Source organism: Mesorhizobium sp. AR02, assembly GCF_024746835.1.
GTDB lineage: Bacteria > Pseudomonadota > Alphaproteobacteria > Rhizobiales > Rhizobiaceae > Mesorhizobium.
This window is the reverse complement of sequence record NZ_CP080531.1, coordinates 4,053,674-4,080,170: the sequence shown is the minus strand read 5'-3', so window position 1 is coordinate 4,080,170 and position 26,497 is coordinate 4,053,674. Positions and strand designations below refer to the sequence as shown.

Below are 26,497 nucleotides of genomic sequence, written 5' to 3'. Positions count from 1 at the left end.
GGGCGAACACCCTATATATGACGGATGAGCAGGATTTTTCGCAGGAATGAGCCGATATCGGCGCGCCGGTCGGCCGTGCTGGCCGCGGCTTTGGTGGCCGGCTTAACGCTGCCCGCTTCCGCGCAGGTGCTCAATCCAGCGGCCAAAAGTAACGCGCTGATCCAGCAGAACGATCTGCAGATCTTGCAGAACCGGGTGCAGCGGCAGCAATTTCAGCAGCAGCAGCAGCAATATCGTGCCCAGGACCGGGTTATCGTCCAGCAGCCGCCGCCGGTGGTGCCGCAGGTCAGGCCGAGCTGCCAGACACAGATAATCGGCAGCACTGCTGTGAGCACCTGTCGCTGACAGGCGGACCACTCTTTTAATTAGCCGACTTACATGATAGGGGCCTTCAGATGCCCCTGCGGTAGTTTGGGTTTTGCAAAGGCGCCGCATCACGCTATGGGGCACTGCACCGACTGGATTGTTACGAATGGCAGCCACCAAGAAAAAGGCCGTGCGCAAGGCCAAGAAAGGCGAGCGGATCCGTCAGGTCGCGGCGATCCCCTTTCGGTTGACCGCGGGCGGCGAGTTCGAGGTGATGCTGGTCACGTCGCGGACGACGAGACGCTTCATCGTCCCCAAGGGCTGGCCGATGAAAGGCAAGAGCGGCCGCAAGGCAGCCACCATCGAGGCGCAGGAGGAAGCCGGCGTACTCGGCAAGACCCTGAAGCAGCCGGCCGGCACCTACTCCTACTGGAAGCGGCTGACCAACCGCTTTGTCCGTGTCGACGTCATCGTCTACTTGCTTGAGGTGACCGAGGAACTGGCCAACTGGCAGGAAGCCAAGCGGCGGCAGCGGGCCTGGCTTACGCCAGCCGACGCGGCGATGCTGATCGATGAGCCCGATTTGTCGACGCTGGTGAGGACCTTGACGATCGACCGGCCAGCGCCGATTGACGCTGCCTGAGGCAGCCCTCACTCGCCGCTGTCGCCATCTTCGGGAAACGGTCGCGATGGTGTACCGGTATAGGCCCACAGCCATTCGCGCGGCACCGGTCGCCCTAGTTCCCCAGTTGCGAACTCGAAAAAGGCTCGATCAGGCTCCCAATACAAATTGATCAAACTTGAAGAAATTGCTTGACGTAACGTAATATTCGGCTAACTCGCGGCAAGAATCGACTTTGTAAAGAACGGAACTATTTATTTGCTGTTAAGTCCGGCGTGATACCCGATTGCTGTCGCCATCTGAGCGACATGAGCGAAGAACATCGTCTCAACCGGCGGATGAAACAGCCGGACAGACGCGCTGACAGGATCAGGCACGTCCATGAATTCGATGAAGCCGTCATCGATGGACGCGAGCCCCCGCCTTCTCGGGCTTGTGTGGCCATTCATCGCCGTCGTCCTCATCCAGGCGCTGGTCGCCAGCCTCAGCCTCTACACCCTGTCGGCGGTTCGCGCCTATGTCGGCGGCGAAAGCCAGTGGTCCAAGGGGCAAAAGCACGCCATCTATTTCCTCAGCCTCTATGCCGACACCGGCAATGAGGAATTCTTCGGCGAGTATCGCGAAGCGATCGCCGTTCCGCTGGCCGACCGCTCGGCCCGCCTGGCGCTCGAGCAGCCCGAACCCGACACTGAAGCGGCGCGCGCCGGCTTTCTGCAGGGCAGAAACCATCCGGACGACGTTGCCGGAATGATCTGGCTGTTCCAGAATTTCCGCAGCTTCATCTATCTCGACACAGCTATCCGCCACTGGACCGCCGCCGACACGATGATCCTCGCCATCCAGCAGCTCGGCGACGCGATGCACGCGACGTTGAGCAAGGGGCAGGCGTCACCGGCTGAGATCAACGCCTGGAAGACGGACATCCATCAGCTAGATCGTCAGATCAGCCCTCTTTCCAAGGCTTTTTCGGACAGTCTTGGCGAGGGATCGCGCTTCATCCGGATGCTGCTCACCTTTGCCAATCTCGTCACCGCCGCCTTGTTGATCCTGCTTGCCGTGTGGCGCACCCGCAAGCTTCTGGCGCAGCGGCAAGCCTTTCAGCTGGCGCTCAATACCGAGCGCGAGCGCGCTCAAATCACGCTGGCTTCGATCGGCCAGGCCGTGATCAGCACCGGGGCTGACGGACGGCTGGACTATATGAACCCGGTCGCAGAGAAATTGTTGGCCTGCCCGTTCAGCGGCGCCAAGGGCAAACCGATCGCTTCGTTGTTCCGGCTGGTGGACAAAGACACCAGCGTTGAAGAACCCCGACTGATTGAATGCCTGCTGGGCGGCGAGCCGCGCCGGTCCAGCGCCCGTCCGCAATTGCTGCAGCGGCCGGACGGCTCTGTTGTTCCCGTCGCGCTGACCGGCGCGCCGCTGCTCGTTTCCGGTGAAGTCGTCGGCGCCGTGCTCGCCTTCCACGACATGACGCGCGAGGAGGACTATATCGAGCGGCTTTCTTGGCAGGCGTCGCATGACGCGTTGACCGGGCTCGCCAACCGGCGCGATTTCGAAAGCCGGCTCGAAAGGACGATCGTCGAATTGCAGGGCCAGCCCCGGCAGCATGCCTTGATGTATCTCGATTTCGACCAGTTCAAACTGGTCAACGATACCTGTGGCCACGCCGCGGGTGACCAGTTGCTGCGCCAGATTTCCGCGCTGCTGACCACCGAATTGCGACCGGGCGACGTGCTGGCACGGTTGGGCGGCGACGAATTCGGCGTGCTGCTGGTCGATTGTGAAGCCAACGACGCAGCCGACATCGCCGAACGGCTGCGCGCGGCCGTGCAGGACATGCATTTCGCCTGGGATGGCAGACCCTTCAACACCAGCGTCAGCATCGGCATGGTGCAGATCGCCAATGCGCAAGTGACGATCGAGGAAGCGCTGCGGGCCGCCGATGTCGCCTGCTACATGGCCAAGGAAAAGGGCCGCAACCGCGTCCAGATCCACAGCGACGGCGACACGGCCTTGCGCGAACGTTTCGGCGAGATGGCCTGGGTGCAGCGCCTGCACGCCGCATTGGAGCAAAATCGTTTCAGGCTTCATGCCCAGGAAATCTGGCCGCTCAACGACGACGTCGCCGAGGCGGGAGCGCATATCGAGATCCTGTTGCGGCTGACCGACGAAGACGGCAGCTTCGTCACCCCGCAGAGCTTCATCCCCGCGGCCGAACGCTACGGCCTGATGCCGTCGATCGACCGCTGGGTGGTGCGCAACACCTTCCGCATCCTGGCCGTACGGCAAGCCGATCCGCGCACGCCGCCGATCGCCACATGCGCCATCAATCTTTCCGGCGCGACTTTCGGCGACGAGACCTTTCTAGGCTTCCTGCGCGAGCAGTTCCTCGTCCATGGCATTTCGCCTGCCATGATCTGCCTGGAGATCACCGAGACCAGCGCCATCGCCAATCTCACCAACGCCATGCGCTTCATCGCCGATCTGCGCGGACTGGGCTGCCGCTTCGCGCTCGACGATTTCGGCTCCGGCATGTCGTCCTTCGCCTATCTCAAGCACCTGCCGGTCGACTACCTCAAGATCGACGGCAGCTTCGTCAAGGACATGCTCGACGACCGCATCGACCGCGCCATGGTCGAGATGATCCACCACATTGGCAAGGTCATGGGCAAGCGCACCATCGCCGAGTTCGTCGAAAGCGACGGCATCATCGCCGCCCTGAAGACGATCGGCGTCGACTATGCCCAGGGCTATGGGATCGCCAGGCCGAAGCCGTTCGATGCCTCGACAGTGCTGCTCGGCCCGAGCGTTAAAGCGGCCGCGACCGACGCGACCGATCCGTGGGCCGATCTGGCACGCAAGCTGCGCCGCAAGGCTGGCTAGAGGCTCCCATCCCGGTTTAGGACAGCCGCTCCAGCAGGACGGTCGGGGCGTCGTGATAAGTGGTCCGCAACACTTCGCGATAGCCGACCTTGCCAGCTACATTCAACGAGGCGGAGTTTTCGGGATCGATGATGCAGACGGTTTTCGTGCGCCCGAATGTTTCTTCACCCCATGCCAGGACACGGCCGACAACCTCTGTGGCAAGGCCCGCCCCGTGCACGGTCGGAGCCAGCGCCCATCCGGCCTCGGGAATGCCTTCGATCGACGGTTCCATGTCGCGCTTCAGATCGTGGAACCCGGCCTCGCCGACGAAGCGGCCCGTTGCCTTCTCCTCGATCGCCCAGAAGCCGTAACCGAGCAGCGACCACAGGCCGGCATGACGCAGGAAGCGCATCCAGCTTTCCTCGCGCGTGCGCGGCTTGCCGCCGATGAAGCGGGTGACGACCGGGTCGGCCCACATCGTGGCATAGGCATCGAAATCGCCCAGCCGGTGCGCCCGCAGAATGGTTCGCTGCGTCTCGATGACGGGGGCGACGGTCGCTTGCGGATTGTTCATGAGATTTGCCTCGCTGATGTTATCCGCGCTTAGCAAATCGCCCCTGCGGTGCAAGGGCCAGCAGAAGATGCGCCATCATCCAGGGAAGCGGCAGCGGGCAACGTCTGCAGCGGTCGGAGCAGAATTTCAGCCGTGCCAAACCATATTCATGTAGACGCCACCACGCTGCAATTCGTCCAACATCTGGTCGAGCCGCTTCCGCCTGGTGTCCGGGCGCTTGGCGCGGCCAATCCAACCCAGATAGTCGTTCCTCTGGTAATCCGGCCGGGCTTCATAGGCTGTCATCAACCTGCGCTCCGCCAAGGCGGCGCGGACCGCGTCAGGCATCGGATTCAGGGCGCGTTTCAATCCGGTCATGTCTGCGAACCTAACGTGCAAAGACCTCGCGTCAACACTGCCTGTGGCCATGTACAAGCTCCGCTATGGGAATTCTGGGCGACGGTGTTACTTTCCCCGCAAGCTGATTCAGCACCTGCCGGCGCGACCTTCTTTCAGACGCGGCTGGTGCTCAAACCCAAGGGAAAAAGCATGGACACGACCGACCTTGTGCTTGCCATCGTCCATCATCTTCTGGTGTTTTCCCTGGCAGGGATCATCGGCGCCGAATTCGTGCTGATCCGCGGCGACTTGCCCGCCGCGACGCTCAAGCGGCTCGCCGGCATCGACCGTCACTATGGCATCATCGCCGCGCTGATCATCATCGTCGGCATCGGCCGTGTCTTCTGGGGCCTCAAGGGCTGGGAGTTCTACGTCTACAATTGGGTGTTCTGGGCCAAGATGGCGGCGTTTGCGATCGTCGGGCTGCTGTCGATCATCCCGACCGTGCGCTTCATTTCCTGGAACAGGCAGGCCGGCGCCAATCCCTCCTTCACTGTACCCACGAGCGAACTGGCCTCGGTGAAGACCTATATCCGCGCCGAAGCCTTCGTCTTCCTGCTGATCCCGGTCTTCGCGGCGGCGATGGCGCGTGGTTACGGCTACTAATCGCCGGAGACCGCCGTTTCCAGCGGAGCGATCGGCACCAAGGGCGCCGGCACGTCGGTTGTCTTCTCCTGCGCCTTGCAGATGTCGGCGATGACGCAGGCCGGGCAATCCGGCTTGCGCGCCTTGCAGACATAGCGGCCATGCAGGATCAGCCAGTGATGCGCATGACGCATATATTCGTCGGGGATGATCTTCAGCAGCCCCTGCTCGACCTGTTCAGGCGTCTTGCCGGGTGCCAGCCCAAGCCGGTTGCCGATGCGGAAAATATGCGTGTCGACGGCCATCGTGTGCTGGCCGAAAGCCATGTTGAGCACGACATTGGCGGTCTTGCGCCCGACCCCCGGCAGTTTGACCAGCGCATCGCGGTCGTCGGGCACCTCGCCGCCATGGGCGCGGATCAGCGCTTCCGACAGTGCGATGACGTTCTTGGCCTTGTTGCGCCACAGACCGATGGTCCTGATGTAATCGCCGACCTTGGCCTCCCCAAGCGCCAGCATCTTCTGCGGCGTGTCAGCCACCTTGAACAGCGCCCTTGTCGCCTTATTGACGCCGGCATCGGTCGCCTGCGCCGAAAGCACCACCGCCACCAGCAGCGTGAAGGCGTTGACATGTTCGAGCTCGCCCTTCGGCTCCGGCCGCTGGACCGAAAAGCGCCGGAAGATCTCATGCACTTCTGCCGGGCTGTAGCGCGAAGTCCGCCGCACCGGCCGTGGACGCGGCTTGACATTCGAACCATCGCGCCGTCCGGGCGGCAGCTCTTTTTCGGGCATGGAAGAATCTTTGGACTTGGGGCTCGCCATTTCCCTCCTATAATATCCTGTCATGAGCGACACAAACGCCTCGTTTCAGGCTGACGAGCCCTTCTTTCACGCATTGCTGACCCCACACCGTTCGCTGGGCAGGATGGGCTTCCTGATCCTGATGGGCGCGCTGCTGTTCGGCTGGTTGGTGACCGGCGCGTTTTTCCTGTCGCGTGGTGCCTGGCCGGTGTTCGGCTTCTTCGGCCTCGACGTGGTCGCCGTCTACATCGCCTTCCGCGCCAATTATCGCGCCGCCCGCGCCCGCGAGGAAGTGTCGGTCTCGCGCACCAGGCTCGACATCCGCAAGACGGCTCCTTCGGGAAAGTCGGAAGCGCACCGCTTCAACCCTTTCTGGGCGCGGTTTTCGGTCGCCCGTCACGCCGAGATCGGCATCACCAAAATGACGGTCGAAGGGCAAGGCCAGAACGTACCGATCGGCGGTTTTCTCGATCCCGAGTCCCGCGAGAGCTTTGCCACCGCCTTTTCGCGCGCGCTGGCGACCGCCAAGGCGCGCTGAACCGGCTAAAAACGATAGCGCAAAAGCCTGCCGACCTTGCGCAGCGTCGGAATGTGTTTCCAAAGGCGGACGAACAGTTTGGCGGACCAGCCCATGCGAGCGGCATGTTCAGGCTTGTAGGCGGAAATATCCTCGACGAACCGCAGCTTCGGGACCGCCAGTTCCAGCTCGTGCGGATCGTCGATCGCCCAGTGGACCTCGGCGCCCGTCGCCTTGATGGTCGGGTTGAGGCGAAGCAGCGTCAGGCCGAAACGACTGTAGGCGTCGAACATCAGCTCGCCGCCGGCAAGATGCGAGACAAGCCGCGAAACCAGGCGCAGCCCCTCGTCGGCGGGCAGATAAGGCGTCAGCCCCTCCGCCACCACGATGGCCGGGCGGTTGCGGGGCACGTCAGCCAGCCAGCCGGGCTCGGTCACCGACGAAGCGATGAGGTGGTAATGGTCGCGGGACGGGTAGAGCTTGCGCCTGAGTTCGATGACCTGGGGATAGTCGACATCGAACCAGCCCACGCCTGGCGATGGATCGACACGGAAGATGCGCGTGTCGAGCCCGCAACCTAGATGCAGCACGATGGCGCCGGGATTTCTGGCCAGAAAATCCTCAACACGAACGTCCAGTGTCTTGGCCCGGATCGCCAGGCCAATGCCGAGATTCTCGTCGACCTTGAGCCTCGCAAAATCATAGTCGATCTTGCGCACCGCCTCGTCGGCGAAATGATCCCTGAGCAGCGAATGCGGCAGCCGGCTCTCCAGCGCCTTGCCGTAGAGCGTCATCAGCAAGGTTTCCTTTGCCCCGGTCAAATGCACTTTCTCGCCAACCATGAGCGGCTCCTCGCAAGAGCATGATCCCGAAAAGTGGATACCGGTTTTCGGAAAAGATCATGCTCGAACACAGAGATAGAGCCCCATCCCGACACATCGGGATGGAACAGGCTCTCGAAAACCCGAGTCTATCTGGGCATGCGCGGCAAGAAGGCAAGTTTCGGGTGGCGATCGGCGCCCCAAGGGGCGATATTCCTGTCCAAGGAGACAGTCGATGAACACACAGACAGCAGTCCTCAAAAAGGACATCACGCCGCAAGGCAGCGATTACGAGATCGTGCGCCGCGCCATCGAGAAGATCAGCCTCGATTATCGTGACCAGCCTTCGCTCGAGGAGCTTGCCGAAGAGGTCGGCGAGACGCCGACCGGCCTGCAGAAACTTTTCACCCGCTGGGCCGGCCTGTCGCCCAAGGCGTTCCTGCAAGCGGTGACGCTCGACCATGCGCGCCGGCTGCTCGATTCCGGCATGCCACTGCTCGAAACCTCGTTCGAACTGGGCATGTCAGGTCCCGGCCGGCTGCATGACCTGTTCGTCACCCACGAGGCGATGTCGCCGGGCGACTACAAGACGCGCGGTGCCGGGCTGACCATCCGCTACGGCTACCACCCCTCGCCGTTCGGCACCGCCCTCATCATGGCCACCGACCGTGGGCTTGCCGGCCTCGCCTTCAGCGACCCCGGCGAGGAACGTGCGTCGTTCGCCGACATGTCCAGCCGCTGGCCAAACGCCATCTATGTCGAGGACATGGCCGCGACCGGGCCTTATGCCGCGCGCATCTTTGATTCGACGCTGTGGCGCCCCGACCAGCCGCTGCATGTTGTCATGATCGGCACCGACTTCCAGGTCCGCGTCTGGGAGGCGCTGCTGCAGATCCCGATGGGCAAGGCCCGCACCTATTCCTCGATCGCCGCCAGCATCGGCGCGCCAAGCGCCAGCCGGGCGGTCGGTGCCGCCAATGGCGCCAACCCGCTCTCCTTCGTGGTGCCTTGCCACCGTGCCATCGGCAAGTCCGGCGACCTCACCGGCTACCACTGGGGCCTGACCCGCAAGCGCGCCATACTGGGCTGGGAGGCGGGGCAAGTGTCGTGAAATATCGTTTTTCCAGTTTTCGCTGAAGAAATTTACAGATATTGTTATGCGGAAAGTATTACTTGAATTTTGTCCGAAATTCAGGACACAACCGGGGACAACCATCGGTTTATTAATAGTTATTATTTGTACGAGATATTTAAGTCTACGCTAAATTTAACCACGATAAAGCGATCATAACTCCTGTTAATTCGGCTATCCGACTTAATAGGAGGTCTCGATGAAGTCGTTTCGCACCGCCTTCGGTGCCGCCTTGCTGATCGCATGTCTGGGCCAGCCAGCAATGGCTACGACGCAAAATGTCATTTTCAATGGCACGATCACCCCGACCTGCACCCTTGTCATTGCTACCAATGGCACGATGACGGTCAGTCCCGACCTCCAGACCCTCAGCTCCCACAACAGCGGCGGCTCGGCCGGAACCGTCACGCTGACGACGACAGGCGGCGTGTCGCTGAGCGTCGGCCCTGTCACCACCACGACGGTGCCGTCGGCCGACACGACATCGACCACCTGGACACCAACCTACTCCGCCGCGGGTGCGCACTCCATCGTCGAGACCAGCTCGGCGACCGCCATCAGCACACCTGGCGCCGACCTTGTCTCGGTCCACCTCGCCGGCACCAAGGGCGGCAGCAACCGCTTCGCCAACGGAAACTATCAGGCAACGGTAACGCTTCGCTGCGAATAGCGCTCGGGAAGGAGGCATCCTTGACACTTTTCGGAACCCTGGCGACGGCGCTGGCCGTCGGCTTGATCCCTGTTGCCGCGGCGGCACAGTCGATGTCGCCGATGCGCGGCGAGGTCAACAGTTTCACCGACGTCTTCGCGGTCCGCGTATTCCCGGCCAATCCATACGATCAGAAGATCAAGGTCGAAATCCACGTCTACGATCAGGATTTTCAGCCGGTGGACGCCAGGATATCGCCGGCTGTCTTCCAGCTCGGTGCCCAGGCCTCTCGTCCTGTCCTTGTGGTCGTGCCTTTCGGCGGCGCCGCCGAGCGTAAAGTGCGTATCTGTACCGAAAGCATCCCCTTTCCCAACCAGCAGACGCAGATAAAGGCGCAGATATGCGGAAAGTTCTTTGGACATCGCAAATCCTGACGCTGGCACTCGCGGTTGCTGTGACAAGCACCGTTCCAACCCAAGCCCAGGACCAGATCTACAATCTCAACCAGAACGAGAACGGCTTCAATTTGCCCGGTGTCACCTTGCCCCAGGGCCAGGACGAGGTCCACGCCGCCGACGGCACCACTTGCCGTTCCGCGGTCTCCGGTTCCGGTGCCTATGTCGATCTCGGCGTTATCAGAGGCAACAACCAGACGGACAATGGCGTCGCCACCTACGGCCGGGTGGTGATCCCGATCGGGCGTACGCCGAAGCGTCTCGACTGCAGCCGGCTGTACGAACTTGAGGTCCAGCGCCTGCAGCTGGAGCTGAAACTTCTCAAAATGGATCTCGGCGGCGACGGCCAGACGGCGAGCGTGGCCACCAGCGCACCCGCCACCACGGCCGCATCACCGGGGTGGGCCAACGAGGGCTGGAGCATCAGGACCGGAAACAGCGATGGCAAGAAAAAGAAGAAGAAATAGCCGCGCACTGCTTGCGGGGGCAGTCCTTGCCGGCTTCTGCCTTCCGGTGCAAGCGGCGATCATCGGCACGTGCACCATCATGGTCGGGGCATCGGGAACGATGAAGGCAAATCCCGCCATCAGTATATTGGGATCCAAACAGGCAGGCGGATCGAGTGCCAGCGCCACCGTCGTGGCAAGCTCGCTTCTGTGCACCCTGCTTAACCTGCTGGACTGCTACTCGGTTTCGGCGCCGCCGCCTGCCGCATTCTCGTCCGCGCCGAGCGGTGGCGACACCAACGTGACCTTCGTCTCGGTCTTCCGCCTTGATGGCTCCGGGGTCGACATCAACGGAAGCGTGCCGCAAAGGGTCGTCAACGGCACCCACCCCATGCAAGTCGATCTCACCGCCACCAAGTCGAGCGGTATCTTTCCCGCCGGCACCTATCAGGGCATCGTCACCGTGCGCTGTGAATAGCATGACGCCACAAATTGGGCTGGACCATTCGCGTGGTCTGGCAAGCGGCAGCCTTACAGGTTAGCTTCCCGCGCGATTGGAAAGCCCTGCGTTCGCCCGAACGCTCCGTGGACGTTCCAACACCTTGAATTTGTGCCGGCAGGAGGCCTTGCTTGATTATCGTCATCGGCTCGATCAACCTCGACCTTATCGCCAGAGTCGACCGCTTGCCGACCCCCGGCGAGACGGTGAGCGGCTCCGGTTTCGCCACGGCGCCGGGCGGCAAGGGCGCCAACCAGGCGCTGGCCGCCGCGCGCGCCGGTGTCCCGGTGCGCATGGTCGGCGCCGTCGGCAGGGACAGTTTCGCCGCCGAGGCGCTGGCATTGCTGCGCGAGGCCAAGGTCGACCTGTCGGGCGTCGGGGAAACCTTTGCCTCGACCGGCACGGCGCTGATCATGGTCGGCGACGACGGCGAGAACATCATCGCCGTGGTGCCCGGCGCCAATGCTTCCGTGGTGCCCGGCGACCTCTCCAAGGCCTTTCTGAAAAAGGGCGATGTCGTGCTTTTACAGCACGAGATCCCGCTGGCAACCGTAGACGCCGCACTCGATCAGGCACGGGCGGCCGGCGCCATCACCGTGCTCAACACCGCTCCTTTCCAGGGCGATGCGGCGGCTTTCCTCGGCAAGGCCGATTATGCCGTCGCCAACGAGACCGAGTTCGACCTCTATGGCGAGGCGCTTGCACTGAACGGCCGCGACCGGGCGGCACGCATGCGCGACTTCGCCGCGAAAACTGGTCGCACCATCGTCGTCACGCTCGGCGGCGACGGCGTCATGGCGGCGACACCGAATGATTTCCTGACCGTTGCGGCCATGAAGATCACACCTGTCGACACGGTCGGCGCCGGCGACACCTTCTGCGGCTACTTCGCTGCCGGCCTGGCGTCCGGCCTTGCGCTCGACAAGGCACTGGCGCGCGCCGGTGCGGCCGGCTCGCTCGCATGCCTCAAGCCTGGCGCTCAACCGGCGATCCCACTGGCCAAGGATGTCGATCAGGCCTTGCAGGAAGCCCGCTGAAATGATGCGTCCCCAGACGAAACATGCCGTGCCGCCGGCCGGCGATATCTGCCGCCTGTCAGCCATCGAGCTTGCCGACGCGATCCGCCGCAAGAAACTCTCCGTACGCGAGGTGGTGACAGCCTTCCTCGACCGCATCGAAACGGTCAACCCGCTGGTCAACGCCATCGTCTCGTTGCGCGACCGCGGCGATATCCTGCGCGAGGCCGATGCGGCCGATATCAGGCGGCAGGCAGGTATCGAAACCGGCTCGCTCTTCGGCTTGCCGATCGCCATCAAGGACCTCGCCTCGACCACGGGGCTGAGGACCTCCTTCGGCTCGCCGATCTTTGCCGATTTCGTGCCGCAGGAAGACGATTTCTTCGTCGAGCGCATCCGCGACGCCGGCGCCATCATCATCGGCAAGACCAATGTCCCCGAATTCGGGCTCGGCTCCAACACCTACAACAACGTCTTCGGGCCGACGCTGAACGCCTTCGATCCGGCGCTCACCGCCGGCGGCTCGAGCGGCGGTGCGGCGGTGGCGCTGGCGCTCGACATGGTGCCCGTCGCCGACGGCAGCGACTTCGGCGGTTCGCTGCGCAATCCGGCCGCCTGGAACAATGTCTACGGTTTCCGCCCGTCGCAGGGACTTGTGCCCGGCGGGCCGGACTTCGAGGTCTTTCATGCACAGATGGGCGTCGAGGGGCCGATGGGTCGCAACGTCGCCGACATGGCGCTGCTGCTCGACGTACAGGCGGGCTACCATCCGCAGGCGCCCCTGTCCTATGACAAACCAGGCTCATTCCTCGAAGGGCTTGCAACGCCAGCAACCAGCGGCCGCATCGCCTGGCTCGGCGACCTCGGCGGCCATCTGCCGGTCGAAGCCGGCATCCTCGATCTATGCGAGGCGGCACTTGGCCGGTTCGCGGGTGCATCCTTCCCAGTTGAACCCTTGCTACCGGATTTCGATTTCGAAGCGCTGTGGCAGGCCTTCGTGACGCTGCGCCAGGCCAGCAGCGGCTGCGCCCTTAAAGTCCATTACGATGACCCTTCCAGGCGCGGCCTGCTGAAGCCGGAAGCGATCTGGGAAGTCGAGAACGCCATGCGGCTGACGGCGCCGCAGATCCGCGCGGCCTCGGTCATCCGCACCTCCTGGCATCGCACGCTGCTGTCGATCTTCGAGCGCTTCGATCTGATCGCGCTGCCGACCGCGCAGGTCTTCCCGTTCGAAATCGGAATGCACTGGCCAAGCGAGGTCGCCGGACGACCGATGGACAGCTATCACCGCTGGATGCAGGTCTCAGCCTTTGCCACGCTGGGCGGCTGCCCGGCGGTCAATGTGCCGGTCGGCTTCGACGGCAAGGGCCGGCCAATGGGCATGCAGCTGATCGGCCGGCCGCGCGGCGACCTTGCAGTGCTTAAGGCGGCCGCAGCCTATGAGGTGACGCTGCCGTGGCAGGCTGGCGCTTGACGCGAGCACATCGGCGCAGCGCTTCGCGCATGTCTTGCGCGGAGGCTTTCGTCATGCATTGATTGTCGTCCACTACGCCGCATTGGCGGCATTTTGAGGAAAAATCATGTCGCTGGAACTCTACGCCGCTTATGTCCTCGCCTGCATCGTCATCATCCTTGTGCCCGGTCCGACGGTCACGCTGATCATCGCCAACAGCATTCGCCATGGTGCCCGCGCCGGTCTCGCCAATGTCGCCGGCACACAGGCAGGCCTTGCCATCATGATCGCCATCGTCGGCATCGGCCTCAACACGCTGATCGCGGGCATGGGCCACTGGTTTGAATGGGTGAGGCTGATCGGCGCCGCCTATCTGATCTGGATGGGCGTACAGATGTTCCGCTCCAAGGGCACGCTGAATGCCGATGGAACGGCGAGAAGGCCGCGCGGCGGCTTCTTCCTGCAGGGCCTGCTGGTGGCGCTGAGCAATCCCAAGACGCTGGTATTCTTCGGCGCCTTCTTTCCGCAGTTCATCGCGCCGCAGGGCAACTACTCGCTGCAGATCGTCGTCATGGGCCTGACCGCCATGATCTTCGCCGCCCTATCGGATTCGACCTATGCGCTCGCCGCCAGCCGCGCCGGGCGCCAGCTGTCGGCCAGCCGCATCAAGCTCATGTCCAGGATCAGCGGCAGCTTCCTGGTCGGCGGTGGCCTGTGGCTGGCGTTTTCAAGGTCGAAGTAACGGCGAAGCGCCTTCTTTATTTTTTTGCAGAGACATATTGAAGAGTTGTGCCGCAACGCACAACTCTTCAACATGAAAAAGTCAAACGTTTCCTTTCGGAATCGCTTGCTTATTTGGCAATACGAGTACAGCGACGCGGTGATCGGCGTCGCTTTCTTTTGCGCCTTCGCGCTGATGAAATCCATCGCCGTGGTGGAGTTTCAAACCAATCCGGTCGTTGCCACCCAACGCGTGATGGGCGTGGTCGAATACATCAGAGTGAAGCCTATCAATCCGTATGCCATGGTAGGCCACAACCTATACTACACCTACGATGTACGCCTTGATGACGACAATACGCGGATATCGATCGACGACGATGTCAGCCGACCGCATCTTGTCGGCTCGCTCATTCCCATTGAGCGGCAACACCACAAGCAGGGCGCCGACACCTATCGATTGCTCAATGGGTGAAGACGCGTGCTCACGAGGTCTGCTCTGACCGTCAGTTGAGCCGCCCCAGCCTCTCCACCAACAGCGCGAAGAAGCCGTCATGGTCGATGTCGCGCATCACCATGGCGTTCTTTTCCCGCTTGGTCACGCCCCACCAGTCGATCACGGTCATGCCCATGGTCAGTTCCGAGGCGGTTTCCACGCTGACATTGCAGTTGCGGCCCTTGAACAGCTCCGGCTTCAGCAGATAGGCGATGACGCAGGGGTCGTGCAGCGGCCCGCCATCGGTGCCGTATTTGCCCTCGTCGTAACGCTCGAAGAATTCCAGCATCTCGGCGGTCGCGATGCCGACCTTGGTGCCGAGCTTGCGGAAAGCCTGCGTGCGCTTGGTGGTGGTCAGCGCCTTGTGGGTGACGTCAAGCGGCATCATCACGATCGGAATGCCGGACTTGAACACCAGATCAGCGGCCTGCGGATCGACATAGATGTTGAATTCGGCTGCCGGCGTGACGTTGCCGCCCTCGAAGAAGCCGCCGCCCATCAGCACGATTTCCTTGATGCGCGGCGCGATGCGCGGTTCGCGGATCAGCGCCAGCGCGATGTTGGTCAGCGGCCCGAGCGGGCAGAGCGTGATGGTACCGCTCTCTTCCTTCATCAGCGTCTCGACGATGAAGTCGACGGCATACTGCTCCTGCAGCCTCATCGTCGGTTCGGGCAGTTGCGGCCCGTTGAGGCCGGTCTTGCCATGCACTTCCTCGGCGGTGACCAGTGTGCGCGCCAAGGGACGGATGGCACCGGCATAAACCTTGATCTCCGGCCGGCCGGCCAGTTCGCAGATCTTGCGGGCATTCTTTTCGGTTAATTTCAGCGGCACGTTGCCGGCAACGGCGGTGATGCCGACGATCTCCAGCTCACTGCTGCCGAGCGCCAGCAGAATGGCGACGGCGTCGTCCTGGCCGGGGTCGGTGTCGATGATGATCTTGCGTGCTTGGGGCATTTCAATTCCTTGTTTGGCTGGCCGTGAGCTCACCGGGCCGATCGCACGCCTGAAGGACGCTGAACCGGCTGCAGGCTGCCGAACCGCTCGACCGGGAACGGCCCCGACCCCAGCGCTTCTCCTTGCATCCGCGCGTCGTTTCAAGCGCCATGTCGATTATTCCTGTGAGTCCAAGGCCGGGTCTTTTTGGGCGGGTCTTCTGGTGGCTTGAACTTGGTCGCGGGGCGGACCATATCAAGAGCATCGGGAAAAATGCCATCCGGGTTTTTCCACTTTATGTCGCTCTTGAGAGGACAGTGTAACATGAGCCGAATGACGCCTTTCTCCAGCCCGCTTCTCCTTGGTTTTGACGCCATGGAAAAGACCCTGGAGCGCCTGGCGAAATCCGGTGACAGCTACCCTCCCTACAACATCGAACGGCTCAGCGGTGCCGACGGCAAGGCCGAAAGGCTGCGCATCACGCTCGCCGTCGCCGGTTTCGCCGAAAGCGATCTCGATGTGACAACGGAGGAAAACCAGCTGGTCGTGCGCGGCCGTCAGACCGACGACACCGAGCGCGAATTTCTTCATCGCGGCATCGCCGCGCGCCAGTTCCAGCGCTGCTTCGTGCTGGCCGACGGCATGCGGGTGATCGCGGCGGAGCTGAAAAACGGCCTTTTGTCGATCGACCTCGATCGGCCGGAGTCCGAACGGTTGGTACGGAAAATAAACATATCGGTGAAAGACTGATCTTTACCGATGGCTCTCATGCGGGATGGCCTATTGCCCCGGAAAGGGCGGCGTCCTCGCGCCAAGGAGGCTTGAAATGACCAGAACTGAAAATATCACCATGACCAATGGCGAATTCGCCCATCTCGGCGAGGGCTCGGTCGCTTATCTGCGCAAGGTCTCGAGCGACGAGTTGCTCGGACGTTTCCCCAATCTCGGTGAAATCGCCCCCGGCATGGAGCTGTGGGCGCTGTTTGCCGCCAATGGCCAGCCGATCCTGCTTTCCGATGCGCGTGACCGCGCACTGGCCGGCGCCATGGAAAACGACCTGACCACCGTCGCCATCCATTAAGGCGATTGGCAGGCTGAAACGAAAAGGGCCGCTCTCGGCGGCCCTTGGCGAATTCATTCAAAAATGGCTTCAGGCCGCGTGCGAGGCCTGCGTGTCCGACAACAGCGCGTGGATCGCCGTGGCGTCGCGCGTTCCCCTGATCTTGGCCACCGTGTCGGCATCGCGCAGCACCCGCGCGATGCGCGACAGGGCCTTCAGATGATCGGCGCCAGCCCCTTCCGGCGCCAACAGCAGAAACACCAGATCGACAGGCTGGTCATCCAGCGACTCGAAATCGACCGGCGTTTCCAGCCGGGCGAAAACACCGGCAATGCGCTTCACGCCGGCGAGCTTGCCATGCGGAATGGCGATGCCGTTGCCGACGCCGGTCGAGCCCAGCCGCTCACGCTGCAGGATGGTGTCGAACACTTCCCTCTCCGGAATGCCCGAAATCCCTGCGGCCCGTTCGGACAGCAATTGCAGAAGCTGCTTCTTGGAGTTCGCCTTCAACGCCGGCAAAATCGCCGGAACGCTGATAAGATCGCTCAGATCCATGCTTGAAAATCCCTTGTTCGCCTGCCGTCACCAGTCCCCACCCCTCGTGCGGCCGGCTTTTATCCCTGTGCGACCTTGGTCGTGGACGGGTCGATCCAGCCAATGTTTCCGTCGGGCCGGCGATAGACGATATTGAGATGGTCGGTTCCGGCGTTGCGGAAAACGAACACCGGACTGTCCTTGGTATCGAGTTCGATGACCGCCGAGGCCACCGACATGGTCTTCAGCGTCATGGTCGATTCGGCGACGATGGCCGGCGCGAAATCCTCCGGGATCTCCTCGTCGTCATCGGCAAGCGGCGCCATCACCGTATAGGCGATGTCGGTCAACCCGTCATTGCCATTGCCCGAATTGTGCGATTTGAGACGGCGCTTGTAGCGCCGAAGCCGGGTCTCCAGCCGATCGGCCGCGGCCTCGAAGGCGAGCGTCGGATCCTGGGCATCACCGGTGGCCTGTAGCGAGGCGCCGGAATCCAGCCGGATCATGCAATCCGCCGAATAGCGCGAGCCCGATTTGATGACAGTGACGTGTCCCGCAAAACCGCGATCGAAATATTTGCCGATCGCTTCGCCGACACGATCGTTGATGCGTGTGCGGAACGCATCGCCGATATCCATGTGTTTTCCCGATATGCGCAGATTCATCTGAAAACTGACCTTCCTTGCTCAGGCTTCAAACTGGCCTGAGTTTATACTCGTGATCCGTGCGCACAAGCTTTGCGGCGTCACTCGCGCCGATTTAAATCCGAACTTTCCGGTTGATCACAAGCCGCCCTTTTGACCGTCCCGAGGCCATTGTCGTGACGGACCATCCGCTAGCGGGCATCGGGCCCGTCTCATGCGGGCGGGCTTCTAGCCACTTCCCCACGGCTTGTCAATGAAGCTCGAAAGCTGTGGAAAATCGCAAGCGCCTAACGGCCGGCGCTGGCGAGCGCCCGCTTCTCGCGCCGGCGCTGCACGGAAGACGGAATATTCATGCCTTCCCGGTACTTGGCGACCGTGCGCCTTGCAATATCGACGCCGCTCTCCTTGAGCATGTCGACGATGGCGTCGTCGGACAGCACGTCGACGGGTTTCTCCTCGTCGATCAGCTGCTTGATACGATCCCGCACCGCTTCAGAGGAATGCGCGTCGCCGCCGCCCGACGCGGCGATCGAAGCGGTGAAGAAATAGCGCAGTTCGAACACGCCGCGCGGGGTCAGCATGTATTTGTTCGCGGTGACGCGGCTGACGGTCGATTCGTGCATGCCGATGGCGTCCGCCACCGTGCGCAAATTGAGCGGCTTCAGCTGGCGCACGCCATGGACCAGGAACGCATCCTGCTGGCGCACGATTTCCGAAGCCACTTTGAGGATCGTCTTTGCCCGCTGGTCGAGGCTGCGCGTCAGCCAGTTGGCGTTTTGCAGGCACTCGGCCAGGAAATCCTTTTCCGCCTGGTTCTTCGCATGCGGCGAGACCTGGGCGAAATAGATATGGTCGACCAGCACACGCGGCAGCGTTTCGGCGTTGAGTTCGACGGTCCAGCTGCCGTCATTGGCCGCACGCACCTCGACATCGGCGACGATGGCGTCGCTGGCGCCGCCCGAAAACGCCATGCCCGGGCGCGGATCGAGCGCCCGGATCTCGGCCAGCATGTCGAGCAAATCCTCCTCGTCGACGCCGCAGATCCGCTTCAGCGCCTGGAAATCGCGCCGCCCCAGAAGTTCGAGATTGGCGACCAGGGCCTTCATCGCCGGATCGAGGCGGTCTCGTACCGCAAGCTGCAGTGAAAGACATTCGGCAAGATCGCGGGCGAACAGGCCGGCCGGCTCGAAAGTCTGGCACACCGCCAGCACCTTGGCCACCGTGGCAGCGTCGGCGCCAAGACGCACGGCGACCTCGGCCAGGTCCGCGCGTAAATAACCGGTCTCGTCGAGCCCGTCGGCGAGGTCGGCCGCGATCAGCCGCGCCGCGGGATCGGCGAAGGCGAGTGCGACCTGCTCGCCGACATGGTCGCGCAAGGTGATGGCGCCCGCCGCCATGTCGCCGGCGTCAAGCCCCTCGGACGAGGAGCCACCGCCATTGCCGGAAGCCGATTTCCATTGCGCCGTCAGGTCGGGTCCGAGCCGCTCGCTGGTGCCGGGATCGTCGGGAAACAGGTTTTCCAGTGACGTATCGAGTTTTTCCGAGATCGCCTCGGCGCTCCATCCCGCCTCGTTCTCGAACCAGTCGCCGTCGGCGGCCGCTTGCGGCTCGGCCTCGGTCTTCTGCGCCTGGTCGCTCGCAGCGTCGTCCTGCGGCTCGGCGCGCTCCAGAAGCGGGTTGCGCTCGATCTCCTCGTCGATGAAGTGCTCGAGCTCGACATGGGTGAACTGCAGCAGCCGAATCGACTGCATCAGCTGCGGCGTCATCACCAGCGACTGCGACTGTCGGAGCTGTAGTTTCGCCGCCAACGCCATGGTTCGGTTTCAAACGCCTCCTCTACGCAGACTTACCGGAAATGAATTTCGCGGCCGACCATAGAAACTGGCCCGGCTTTTGCTTGTCAAGGCAAAGCCTAGCAAAAGCCGCTTACCGGAGCGTTATCTCGGAGCAAAATCGCGGAAAAACATCCCGTTACACGCAAAAAATCGTGTCAGGAAACAAATTTCACGCCTAAGGCAATTCCAGGACAACTGCGTTGCGGTCCGGAATTGCGCGAAAAAAGAGTCAGAGCGTAAAACCCTCGCCGAGGTAAAGCCGCCGCACATCCGGGTTCGCCACCACTTCGTCGGCGCGGCCATGGGTCAGCACCTGGCCGGCATGGATGATGTAGGCGCGGTCGATCAGCCCGAGCGTCTCGCGCACATTGTGGTCGGTGATGAGGACGCCGATGCCGCGTGCCGTCAGATGGCGCACCAGTTGCTGGATGTCGGCGACAGCGATCGGATCGATGCCGGCAAAGGGCTCGTCGAGCAGCATGTAGGCCGGGCGCGTCGCCAGCGCGCGCGCAATCTCCAGGCGCCGCCGCTCGCCGCCGGAGAGCGACATGGATGGCGCCTTGCGCAGATGGCTGATGTGGAATTCCTCGAGCAGTTCGTCGAGACTGCGCTCGCGCACCTTGCGGTCCTTTTCGACCACTTCGAGCACGGCGCGGATATTCTGCTCGACATTGAGGCCGCGGAAGATCGACGCCTCCTGCGGCAGATAGCCGATGCCGAGGCGCGCACGGCGATACATCGGCATCGAGGTGACGTCGAAGCCGTCGATCTCGATCGTGCCTTCATCCACCGGCACCAGGCCGGTGACCATGTAGAAACACGTCGTCTTGCCGGCACCGTTTGGGCCGAGCAGCCCGACGGCCTCGCCGGCACGCACGCCGAGCGTGACGCCACTGACCACCTTGCGGCCCTTGTAGCTCTTGGTCAGGCCCTTGGCGATCAAGGTTCCCTTGAACTTCGCCTTGTCGACGGTGATCGTGGCCGGAGCCGAAATCGTGCTTGCGGCTCGTCCCGGAAGACGCGCCGTCAGCGATGACAGGCTGGCCATCAGGGGTTCGTCGCTCCCGATTTCGACGCATCCGATTTGGGCGGGGGCGTCATCGACATGATGACACGTCCCCCGCAACCATCGACGTTTGCGAGGCCAGTCTTCATCTGCACGGTCAACTTGCAACCCTTGAGCACATTAGGACCTTGCGACATCACCACTTCCTTGCCGGACAGGACCAGCACCTGCGTCTTCATGTCGAAAGTGCCGTTGTCGCCGGTTGCAATCTGGTCGTTCGACTTGATGTAGACCTTGCCGCTGACTTCGAGGTGGTCGATGTTGGCGGAGCCGGTCATCGCGGCGCCCGCCGCTTCGGTGCCCTTGGCCGCCGCGTTGGGATCCTTGACGTAATAGACCATCATCTTGCCGGCCTTGAGCAGGGTTGGCCCCTGGACGACCGTGACGTTACCGGTGAACACGGCGAGATTCTCAGCCTGCCGGACCTCCAGCTTGTCACTTTCGATCTGTATCGGCTGGTCGCCGGACAGTTTGAGCCCGGACATCTGGCCGCTGGCACTGGACTGTGCCAGCGACGGCGCCAGCGCCAGCAGGAGCAGCGCCGAGGTTGCGGCCACAAGCCGTGTCGAACTATTGAGCCACATTCGCTTCTTCGCCCTTTGCCTCAGCCGCCTTCAGAGCGGCGGGATCGATGTTGACGCGCACCCTGTTCTCGAACACCAGGACCTTGCCATTGTCCTGGACCGACAGGGAATCCGCTGTGATCTGCGACCCGCCACGGCTGACATCGACGGGATCATCCGTCTTCATAGTGCCTTTGCCCATGTCGAGGAAGACCGATTTGAACTTGGCTTGCATGCCGTCGGTCGTGGTGATCACGACGTCGCTGGTCATTTTCATCGTATTGCCGTCGCGATCGTAGGTCCCGCGCGAGGCTTTGATCGCAGCGACATTGTCCGGCCCGACCGGCACCTTGGCGTCTATGCCTTCGAGCTCGATGATGCCTTGCGTGTTGACATCCTGTATCGCCCGCAGGGCTGTCATCGAATAGGGCTGCTTCTGCTTGGTGAAACCGTTGAGCTTGGGATTGGCCATCACCAGCTTGCCGTTGGAAAAGGCGGTGCCTTCCGTCTGCACCGCGACGGAGATCGGTGCGGCCAGATAGGAATAGACCGGGAAGGCGACCGCGATCAGCGCCGCGGCCAGGGGCACGGCGAATTTGAGCACCCGCACGCGGCGCGAATGACGCTGGGCGCGGTCGAACGCGTCGCCCCGCTCCCAGCCATCCGCCGGGGGAGCCAACTCCATCTCGGGGCTGGTCGGTTCATTCGATCGCGCTAACATGACTGCTTTCTTCTAAACCCCTGCCCGCCCGGGAGCACCGCCTATAGGTGGGGGGCCGGCGCCCTCAAGCAAGCACAAGCCCACGAAAACCGCAAAAATGTGACAACTGTGGTTGCACAAACGAAAACGAGGTCGGCACAACAGCCGGTACTTCATAGCAGAAATGGACGCGCCTGCGCCGTTTTTTCATCGCCGCCGTTTCTCCCCCTTACCTTGCGTCCCTTGCGCAGGCCAGTCACAAAACAGACAGTATTGGGATCGCTTTGGGCGGATTGCCGCGCAATATCGAAGACGGAACTGCTTCCCGATAAGGACATCATGGTCTAAAAGCGTCCCTTCCCGCCGACTGTGAGGCTGACCATGGCACTGAGAGCCGACGACCTGATCGACCGCCGCCGTTTGCGGCGCAAGCTGACATTCTGGCGTATTGCGGCCATCGGCATCGTGGCACTCGGCGTGATTGCGCTGTCGGCCTGGTTTTATCGCGACGATCTCGGCGGCTCGACTGTCGATCACATCGCCAAGGTCAGGATCGAAGGCACGATCACCGAGGACGAGGAACTCATCAAGCGGCTGGAGGACATCCGCAAGTCGTCGAAGGTGAAAGGCGTGATCCTTGCGATCGATTCACCCGGCGGCACCACTGTCGGCGGTGAATCGATCTACGAGGAGGTGCGCAAGGTGGCGGCCGACAAGCCGGTCGTGGCCGAAGTCGGCACGCTCGCCGCATCGGCGGGCTACATGATTGCCAGTGCGGCTGACCACATTGTCGCCCGCAAGACCTCGATCGTCGGCTCGATCGGCGTGCTCATCCAGTATCCTGACGTCAGCGGCCTGATGGACAAGCTCGGCATCAAGCTGGAGGAGGTGAAATCCTCACCGCTCAAGGCCTCGCCCTCTCCCTTCAAGCCGACCAATGACGACGAGCGCGCCATGGTCCGCAAGCTTATCCTCGACAGCTACGACTGGTTCGTCGGCATCGTCGCCGAACGCCGCAAGATGACCCACGAACAGGCACTCGCGCTTGCCGACGGGTCGATCTTCACCGGCCGCCAGGGTGTCGCCAACGGCCTGATCGACGCCGTTGGTGGCGAGACCGAGGCGATCGACTGGCTCGCGACCAAGGGTGTCGACGCCAAGCTCAAGGTGGTCGAATGGAAAGACACTGACCGGCGCGGCAGCTTCCTGTGGTCAAAAGCCATGGTGAAAACGGTCGGCAGCGCGCTCGGCCTGCCGGACTACAGCGGCGATGTCATCCACGAACTTGGCGCCGACCGCTTGTTTCTTGACGGCCTCGTTTCCGTCTGGCACCCTTGAGCGCCGTTTGGGACAGCTGAAAAAGCCAATAAAATCATCCTCATAATTTCGACCGCACTGCTTTCACGGGGACCCGTCTGATGATCAAGTCCGAACTTGTGCAGATTATTGCCACGCGCAATCCACATCTTTTCCTGCGCGACGTCGAAAACATTGTCGGCGCGATCTTCGACGAGATCACCGACGCCCTTGCCGAAGGCAACCGGGTCGAGCTGCGCGGCTTCGGTGCTTTTTCGGTGAAAAACCGCCCCGCCCGCACCGGCCGCAACCCCCGCACCGGCGAATCCGTCGAGGTCGAGGAGAAATGGGTGCCGTTCTTCAAGACCGGCAAGGAACTGCGCGAAAGGCTGAACGGCGGCAAGTAAGCGCGGCTTCAGCGCCTGCTTCCGACGGAAAACACAATGCTCAATCGTTTCATGCTCATCGTGGTCTTCGTGCCCCTGGCGATCATTCTGATTGCCTTGGCCGTCGCCAACCGCGAACTCGTCGCCTTCACGCTGGACCCGTTCAATCCCGGCAATCCGAAGCTGACGCTCACCTTGCCGCTGTTCATCTTCCTGTTCCTGGCGCTCGCCATCGGCATGATCGTCGGCAGCCTGGCGACCTGGGTCAAGCAGGGCCGCTACCGCAAGCTGGCGCGCCAGCGCGGCGTCGAGGCCGAAAACCTTCGCCAGGCAGTCAGCCGCGCGCCCTCGGCACCGCAGGGGTCGGTCCCAGGATCAGTCCAAGGATCGGCCCAAGGATCAGCCCAAGGATCAGCATTGCCAAAGCCGACCAATTGAGCGGCCGGCCGGCGCCTTTCTTTCCACGGAGCTTTTCATGCTGACCATTTCGGCCGCCGAGGTCGATCATGCGCTGACTTTTCCCGGACTGGTCGAGACGCTGCGCACGGCTTTCCGCGAGGGTGCGGTGCAGCCCGTCAGGCATCATCACCCAGTCGAACGGCCTGATGGTGCGGCCTCGACCTTGCTGCTGATGCCGGCATGGACCGATTTCAACGCCGCCGGCACGTCTTCCGGTGGCCATATCGGCGTCAAGATCGTCACCGTCTCACCAGACAACAACGCCATCGGCAAGCCCGCGGTGATGGGTCTCTATCTCTTGCTCGACGGCGCCACCGGCGAGCCTGAAGCCCTGATCGACGGCCAGCGGCTGACGCAGTGGCGCACCGCCTGCGCCTCGGCGCTGGCGGCTTCCTATCTGGCGCGCGAGGACGCCTCCAGGCTGCTGGTGATCGGCGCCGGCGCACTGTCGCCCTTTCTCGCCAAAGCGCATGCAGCCGTGCGGCCGATCAAGACCATCCGCATCTGGAACCGGACGCTGGCCAATGCCGAGAAGGTCGCGACCGATCTGCGCGCCGACGGCTTCGCGGCAAGTGCTGCAAGTGATCTCGATGCCGAACTTGGCGAGGCCGACATCATCTCTTCGGCAACGATCGCCACCAAGCCGCTGATCAAGGGCGCGCTGCTGAAGCCGGGGGCCCATGTCGACATGGTCGGTGGTTTCACGCCGACCATGCGCGAAAGCGACGACGATGCGATCCGGCGCGCCAGCGTCTATGTCGACACCCGCGCCGGCGCCACCAAGGAGGCCGGCGACATCGTCATCCCGCTTGCGTCGGGCGTGCTGAAGCCGGAAGCCATCCTCGCCGACCTGCATGAACTGGCGCGCGGCCAGAAGAAGGGTCGCGCAAGCGCCGACGAGATCACGCTGTTCAAGTCGGTTGGCGCAGCACTCGAGGACCTTGCCGCCGGGATCGCCGTCTACAAGGCTCTCAAGCCGTAGCCTCTGCAAGCGTCTTCGCGGCACCCATCGCGTCGGCGATCAGACGAAAATCGTGATCGTTGATTTCGAAAAGACCAAAGCGAAGCTGATACCCCCAGTTCGACTTGCCGGCGGTGAAATCCAGCTGGTCGAGCAGTGGCTTGATCGGCGCTTCCTCAGCCGCCATCCACTCGACGTCGCGGCGAAACGGCGTGAAGCCGCCGCCCATCTCGCCCTGATAGGGCTCGCCTTCCCGCACGGTGCCGATTGCCGTGAAAGCCTGCAGGCCATCCTTTTCGCCCAAAATTGTGGTCGGCGAATAGTAGATGATGCCGTCGCCAGGTTTGACGCGGCGCAGAGGCGCCGCCTTGCCGTGGTTGACCTGCATGAACCCGGCGGCCCGACCGCGCCGGACATGCTGCGCCGACGCCACGGCGATCCAATACGCGCTCATTTCTGTTCCCCATTGGACAGCCAGTAGACACGCAGGCGGTGATTGTCGGGATCGAGCGCAACGAAAGTGCGGCCGAAATCCATGTCGGTCGGCGTCTGCAGGATCTTCAAGCCGCGTCCGGACCAGTCGGCATGGGTAGCGTCGACCGCGTCAGGCGTCTCCAGCGCAAACACGATCTCGGCGCCACCACCGGACGCGGCCGCCGCCGGCTCGACCGTATGGCGCGACCAGAGGCCGAGCTTGAAGCCGTTGTCGAGCACGAACAGCACGAAGGTCGGCGCGCTTTCGACCGGCTCGCGCCCCAGCAGCGCGCTGTAGAAGGCGCCGCTCTCCAGCGGCCGGTCGACATAGAGGATGACGAAATTCGGGGTGGTCATGTGTGCTCTCCAAGATGTTCAGCGTTTCGACTTGGCTGATATAAGATGCACTACTGTCAGATTCTGGCAGTAGCCGTCATGACCTACGCGGCTTGTCGAGCGTCGCCCGCCATTCCTTGAGCAGCGCCTGGCGCCGGCGCGGATAGCGCGCATCGATGGCGTCGAGGCCGGATATGCGATCGGCGCGAAAATGCCGGAAATCCTGCCGCGTCTCGCACCAGGCCACCACCACCCGCACCTTGTCGAAGAAGCCGAGCGCGAACGGCCAGACGACACGTTGCGAAGCAGCACCCCCCGCGTCGCGATAGAGAAAGCCAAGCTTGCGTTCGTTGCGGATGGCCTGCCGCACGACGCCGAGGTCTATGCCTTCAATGGCCGTCATGGCAGGCCCGACCAGCAGCGTCGAGGCATCGAGATCCTCGCGCAGGTCATCCGGCAGCACGGCCGCGATCTTGGCCAGCGCGTTGGCGGCAGCGGCCGACAGGCGCTGGTCCGGCTGCTTGGCCACCCAACGCGAGCCGAGCACGATGGCCTCGATCTCCTCGTCGCTGAACATCAGCGGCGGCAGCATGAAGCCGGGCTTGAGCACATAGCCCAGCCCCGCCTCGCCCTCGATCGGCGCGCCTTGCCCCTGCAGCGTGGCGATGTCGCGGTAGAGCGTGCGGATCGAAATCCCGAGCTCATCGGCCAGCGTGTGCCCGCTCACCGGCCGGCGATGCCGGCGCAGGCACTGGATGAGGTCGAGCAGGCGTTCGGAGCGGGACATCAAGCAGATTTGCCTGTTTCTTTGACATTGGTCCATCACTGGCCGACATGAATGGAAGGGTGGCCGCGGCGGACTTGGTTGCGAAGCCGGTTGCCCTATGCCAAAAGCGGCACGCCGCTCGGAGATGC

34 protein-coding genes are annotated in these 26,497 nt (G+C 62.7%); 20 read left to right on the top strand and 14 right to left on the bottom strand.

The window, feature by feature from the left end:
* Window positions 1–24 precede the first annotated feature (24 nt).
* From DBIPINDM_RS23915 to DBIPINDM_RS23905, 3 genes are all read left to right on the top strand, one after another.
* Window positions 25–345 (top strand): hypothetical protein, encoded by a 321-nt coding sequence (locus DBIPINDM_RS23915; RefSeq protein ID WP_258581527.1) that lies wholly within the window; start codon window positions 25–27, stop codon window positions 343–345.
* Between the two features lie 127 nt (window positions 346–472).
* Window positions 473–949 (top strand): NUDIX hydrolase, encoded by a 477-nt coding sequence (locus DBIPINDM_RS23910; RefSeq protein ID WP_258581526.1) that lies wholly within the window; start codon window positions 473–475, stop codon window positions 947–949.
* A gap of 360 nt (window positions 950–1,309) precedes the next feature.
* Window positions 1,310–3,811, top strand: a complete 2,502-nt coding sequence (locus tag DBIPINDM_RS23905; RefSeq protein WP_258581525.1) for an EAL domain-containing protein — start codon at window positions 1,310–1,312, stop codon at window positions 3,809–3,811.
* 16 nt (window positions 3,812–3,827) lie between these two features.
* Here the strand turns inward: DBIPINDM_RS23905 and DBIPINDM_RS23900 are convergent, their stop codons facing one another.
* Both DBIPINDM_RS23900 and DBIPINDM_RS23895 read right to left on the bottom strand, forming a co-directional pair.
* Window positions 3,828–4,367 (bottom strand): GNAT family N-acetyltransferase, encoded by a 540-nt coding sequence (locus DBIPINDM_RS23900; RefSeq protein ID WP_258581524.1) that lies wholly within the window; start codon window positions 4,365–4,367, stop codon window positions 3,828–3,830.
* Between the two features lie 126 nt (window positions 4,368–4,493).
* Window positions 4,494–4,724 carry a YdeI/OmpD-associated family protein gene (locus DBIPINDM_RS23895; RefSeq protein WP_258581523.1) on the bottom strand — a complete coding sequence of 77 codons (231 nt, stop codon included), beginning with the start codon at window positions 4,722–4,724 and terminating at the stop codon, window positions 4,494–4,496.
* Between the two features lie 171 nt (window positions 4,725–4,895).
* Here DBIPINDM_RS23895 and DBIPINDM_RS23890 point away from each other — a divergent pair, with 171 nt between their 5' ends.
* Window positions 4,896–5,351: a DUF2214 family protein gene (locus DBIPINDM_RS23890; protein ID WP_258581522.1), complete on the top strand. Its 456-nt coding sequence runs from the start codon at window positions 4,896–4,898 to the stop codon at window positions 5,349–5,351.
* On the opposite strand, the gene nth is transcribed toward DBIPINDM_RS23890, so the two are convergent.
* Window positions 5,348–6,151 carry an endonuclease III gene (nth, locus tag DBIPINDM_RS23885; RefSeq protein WP_258581521.1) on the bottom strand — a complete coding sequence of 268 codons (804 nt, stop codon included), beginning with the start codon at window positions 6,149–6,151 and terminating at the stop codon, window positions 5,348–5,350. The genes DBIPINDM_RS23890 and nth overlap by 4 nt on opposite strands.
* A gap of 22 nt (window positions 6,152–6,173) precedes the next feature.
* On the opposite strand from nth, the gene DBIPINDM_RS23880 reads away from it, so the two are divergent.
* The gene (locus DBIPINDM_RS23880; RefSeq protein WP_258581520.1) at window positions 6,174–6,668 is read left to right on the top strand and encodes a DUF2244 domain-containing protein; all 495 of its coding nucleotides are present in this window, start codon (window positions 6,174–6,176) and stop codon (window positions 6,666–6,668) included.
* Between the two features lie 5 nt (window positions 6,669–6,673).
* Here DBIPINDM_RS23880 and DBIPINDM_RS23875 read toward each other — a convergent pair whose 3' ends face one another.
* On the bottom strand, window positions 6,674–7,489 hold the full coding sequence (locus DBIPINDM_RS23875; protein ID WP_258581519.1) for a class I SAM-dependent methyltransferase: 816 nt from the start codon (window positions 7,487–7,489) through the stop codon (window positions 6,674–6,676).
* Between the two features lie 214 nt (window positions 7,490–7,703).
* On the opposite strand from DBIPINDM_RS23875, the gene DBIPINDM_RS23870 reads away from it, so the two are divergent.
* The 9 genes from DBIPINDM_RS23870 (at window position 7,704) to DBIPINDM_RS23830 (ending at window position 14,313) form a co-directional block, all read left to right on the top strand.
* On the top strand, window positions 7,704–8,579 hold the full coding sequence (locus DBIPINDM_RS23870; RefSeq protein ID WP_258581518.1) for a bifunctional helix-turn-helix domain-containing protein/methylated-DNA--[protein]-cysteine S-methyltransferase: 876 nt from the start codon (window positions 7,704–7,706) through the stop codon (window positions 8,577–8,579).
* A gap of 220 nt (window positions 8,580–8,799) precedes the next feature.
* A complete protein-coding gene (locus DBIPINDM_RS23865) occupies window positions 8,800–9,270 on the top strand; it encodes a hypothetical protein (RefSeq protein ID WP_258581517.1) in 471 nt (156 codons plus the stop codon).
* A gap of 20 nt (window positions 9,271–9,290) precedes the next feature.
* On the top strand, window positions 9,291–9,683 hold the full coding sequence (locus tag DBIPINDM_RS23860; RefSeq protein ID WP_258581516.1) for a hypothetical protein: 393 nt from the start codon (window positions 9,291–9,293) through the stop codon (window positions 9,681–9,683).
* A complete protein-coding gene (locus DBIPINDM_RS23855) occupies window positions 9,650–10,171 on the top strand; it encodes a hypothetical protein (RefSeq protein ID WP_258581515.1) in 522 nt (173 codons plus the stop codon). The genes DBIPINDM_RS23860 and DBIPINDM_RS23855 overlap by 34 nt, the downstream gene beginning before the upstream one ends.
* Window positions 10,146–10,628, top strand: coding sequence for a hypothetical protein (locus DBIPINDM_RS23850; protein WP_258581514.1), 483 nt, complete (start codon window positions 10,146–10,148; stop codon window positions 10,626–10,628). Before DBIPINDM_RS23855 ends, DBIPINDM_RS23850 begins: the two co-directional genes overlap by 26 nt.
* 152 nt (window positions 10,629–10,780) lie before the next feature.
* Complete coding sequence (locus DBIPINDM_RS23845) at window positions 10,781–11,686, top strand: ribokinase (protein WP_258581513.1); 906 nt, start codon at window positions 10,781–10,783, stop codon at window positions 11,684–11,686.
* Window position 11,687: 1 nt separating this feature from the next.
* A complete protein-coding gene (locus tag DBIPINDM_RS23840) occupies window positions 11,688–13,139 on the top strand; it encodes an amidase (protein WP_258581512.1) in 1,452 nt (483 codons plus the stop codon).
* A 106-nt stretch (window positions 13,140–13,245) separates the two neighbouring features.
* Window positions 13,246–13,860, top strand: a complete 615-nt coding sequence (locus tag DBIPINDM_RS23835; protein ID WP_258581511.1) for a LysE family translocator — start codon at window positions 13,246–13,248, stop codon at window positions 13,858–13,860.
* 72 nt (window positions 13,861–13,932) lie between these two features.
* On the top strand, window positions 13,933–14,313 hold the full coding sequence (locus DBIPINDM_RS23830; protein WP_258581510.1) for a hypothetical protein: 381 nt from the start codon (window positions 13,933–13,935) through the stop codon (window positions 14,311–14,313).
* Window positions 14,314–14,344: 31 nt separating this feature from the next.
* Here the strand turns inward: DBIPINDM_RS23830 and DBIPINDM_RS23825 are convergent, their stop codons facing one another.
* Entirely contained in the window at window positions 14,345–15,289 is a 945-nt protein-coding gene (locus DBIPINDM_RS23825; protein WP_258581509.1) for a nucleoside hydrolase, read from the bottom strand.
* A gap of 303 nt (window positions 15,290–15,592) precedes the next feature.
* Here DBIPINDM_RS23825 and DBIPINDM_RS23820 point away from each other — a divergent pair, with 303 nt between their 5' ends.
* Together DBIPINDM_RS23820 and DBIPINDM_RS23815 are read left to right on the top strand one after the other, a co-directional pair.
* Window positions 15,593–16,018: an Hsp20 family protein gene (locus tag DBIPINDM_RS23820; RefSeq protein WP_013893014.1), complete on the top strand. Its 426-nt coding sequence runs from the start codon at window positions 15,593–15,595 to the stop codon at window positions 16,016–16,018.
* A gap of 76 nt (window positions 16,019–16,094) precedes the next feature.
* Window positions 16,095–16,349, top strand: a complete 255-nt coding sequence (locus DBIPINDM_RS23815; protein ID WP_023760740.1) for a DUF1150 family protein — start codon at window positions 16,095–16,097, stop codon at window positions 16,347–16,349.
* A gap of 69 nt (window positions 16,350–16,418) precedes the next feature.
* Here DBIPINDM_RS23815 and ptsN read toward each other — a convergent pair whose 3' ends face one another.
* From ptsN to lptC, 6 genes are all read right to left on the bottom strand, one after another.
* Window positions 16,419–16,883, bottom strand: a complete 465-nt coding sequence (gene ptsN, locus DBIPINDM_RS23810; RefSeq protein WP_095199512.1) for a PTS IIA-like nitrogen regulatory protein PtsN — start codon at window positions 16,881–16,883, stop codon at window positions 16,419–16,421.
* A 59-nt stretch (window positions 16,884–16,942) separates the two neighbouring features.
* Entirely contained in the window at window positions 16,943–17,527 is a 585-nt protein-coding gene (gene hpf, locus DBIPINDM_RS23805) for a ribosome hibernation-promoting factor, HPF/YfiA family (protein WP_095199513.1), read from the bottom strand.
* Window positions 17,528–17,793: 266 nt separating this feature from the next.
* Window positions 17,794–19,320, bottom strand: coding sequence for an RNA polymerase factor sigma-54 (gene rpoN, locus DBIPINDM_RS23800; RefSeq protein WP_258581508.1), 1,527 nt, complete (start codon window positions 19,318–19,320; stop codon window positions 17,794–17,796).
* Window positions 19,321–19,570: 250 nt separating this feature from the next.
* Window positions 19,571–20,389 (bottom strand): LPS export ABC transporter ATP-binding protein, encoded by an 819-nt coding sequence (gene lptB, locus DBIPINDM_RS23795; protein ID WP_258581507.1) that lies wholly within the window; start codon window positions 20,387–20,389, stop codon window positions 19,571–19,573.
* A complete protein-coding gene (locus tag DBIPINDM_RS23790) occupies window positions 20,389–20,991 on the bottom strand; it encodes an LptA/OstA family protein (protein ID WP_258581506.1) in 603 nt (200 codons plus the stop codon). The genes lptB and DBIPINDM_RS23790 overlap by 1 nt, the downstream gene beginning before the upstream one ends.
* The gene (gene lptC / locus DBIPINDM_RS23785; protein WP_258581505.1) at window positions 20,978–21,691 is read right to left on the bottom strand and encodes an LPS export ABC transporter periplasmic protein LptC; all 714 of its coding nucleotides are present in this window, start codon (window positions 21,689–21,691) and stop codon (window positions 20,978–20,980) included. Before lptC ends, DBIPINDM_RS23790 begins: the two co-directional genes overlap by 14 nt.
* A gap of 360 nt (window positions 21,692–22,051) precedes the next feature.
* Here lptC and sppA point away from each other — a divergent pair, with 360 nt between their 5' ends.
* The 4 genes from sppA to DBIPINDM_RS23765 all read left to right on the top strand — a co-directional run bounded on the left by sppA (window position 22,052) and on the right by DBIPINDM_RS23765 (window position 24,793).
* Window positions 22,052–23,008, top strand: a complete 957-nt coding sequence (gene sppA, locus DBIPINDM_RS23780) for a signal peptide peptidase SppA (protein ID WP_258581504.1) — start codon at window positions 22,052–22,054, stop codon at window positions 23,006–23,008.
* A gap of 80 nt (window positions 23,009–23,088) precedes the next feature.
* A complete protein-coding gene (locus DBIPINDM_RS23775) occupies window positions 23,089–23,373 on the top strand; it encodes an integration host factor subunit beta (RefSeq protein WP_006200394.1) in 285 nt (94 codons plus the stop codon).
* A gap of 36 nt (window positions 23,374–23,409) precedes the next feature.
* Window positions 23,410–23,790: a DUF1049 domain-containing protein gene (locus tag DBIPINDM_RS23770; RefSeq protein WP_258581503.1), complete on the top strand. Its 381-nt coding sequence runs from the start codon at window positions 23,410–23,412 to the stop codon at window positions 23,788–23,790.
* Between the two features lie 37 nt (window positions 23,791–23,827).
* Window positions 23,828–24,793: an ornithine cyclodeaminase family protein gene (locus tag DBIPINDM_RS23765; protein WP_258581502.1), complete on the top strand. Its 966-nt coding sequence runs from the start codon at window positions 23,828–23,830 to the stop codon at window positions 24,791–24,793.
* Here the strand turns inward: DBIPINDM_RS23765 and DBIPINDM_RS23760 are convergent.
* The 3 genes from DBIPINDM_RS23760 to DBIPINDM_RS23750 form a co-directional block, all read right to left on the bottom strand.
* On the bottom strand, window positions 24,783–25,226 hold the full coding sequence (locus DBIPINDM_RS23760) for an EVE domain-containing protein (protein ID WP_258581501.1): 444 nt from the start codon (window positions 25,224–25,226) through the stop codon (window positions 24,783–24,785). The two genes, DBIPINDM_RS23765 and DBIPINDM_RS23760, sit on opposite strands and share 11 nt — an antisense overlap.
* Complete coding sequence (locus tag DBIPINDM_RS23755) at window positions 25,223–25,603, bottom strand: VOC family protein (protein WP_258581500.1); 381 nt, start codon at window positions 25,601–25,603, stop codon at window positions 25,223–25,225. The genes DBIPINDM_RS23760 and DBIPINDM_RS23755 overlap by 4 nt, the downstream gene beginning before the upstream one ends.
* Window positions 25,604–25,679: 76 nt before the next feature.
* Window positions 25,680–26,369, bottom strand: a complete 690-nt coding sequence (locus tag DBIPINDM_RS23750) for a helix-turn-helix transcriptional regulator (RefSeq protein ID WP_258581499.1) — start codon at window positions 26,367–26,369, stop codon at window positions 25,680–25,682.
* Between the last annotated feature and the right edge of the window lie 128 nt (window positions 26,370–26,497).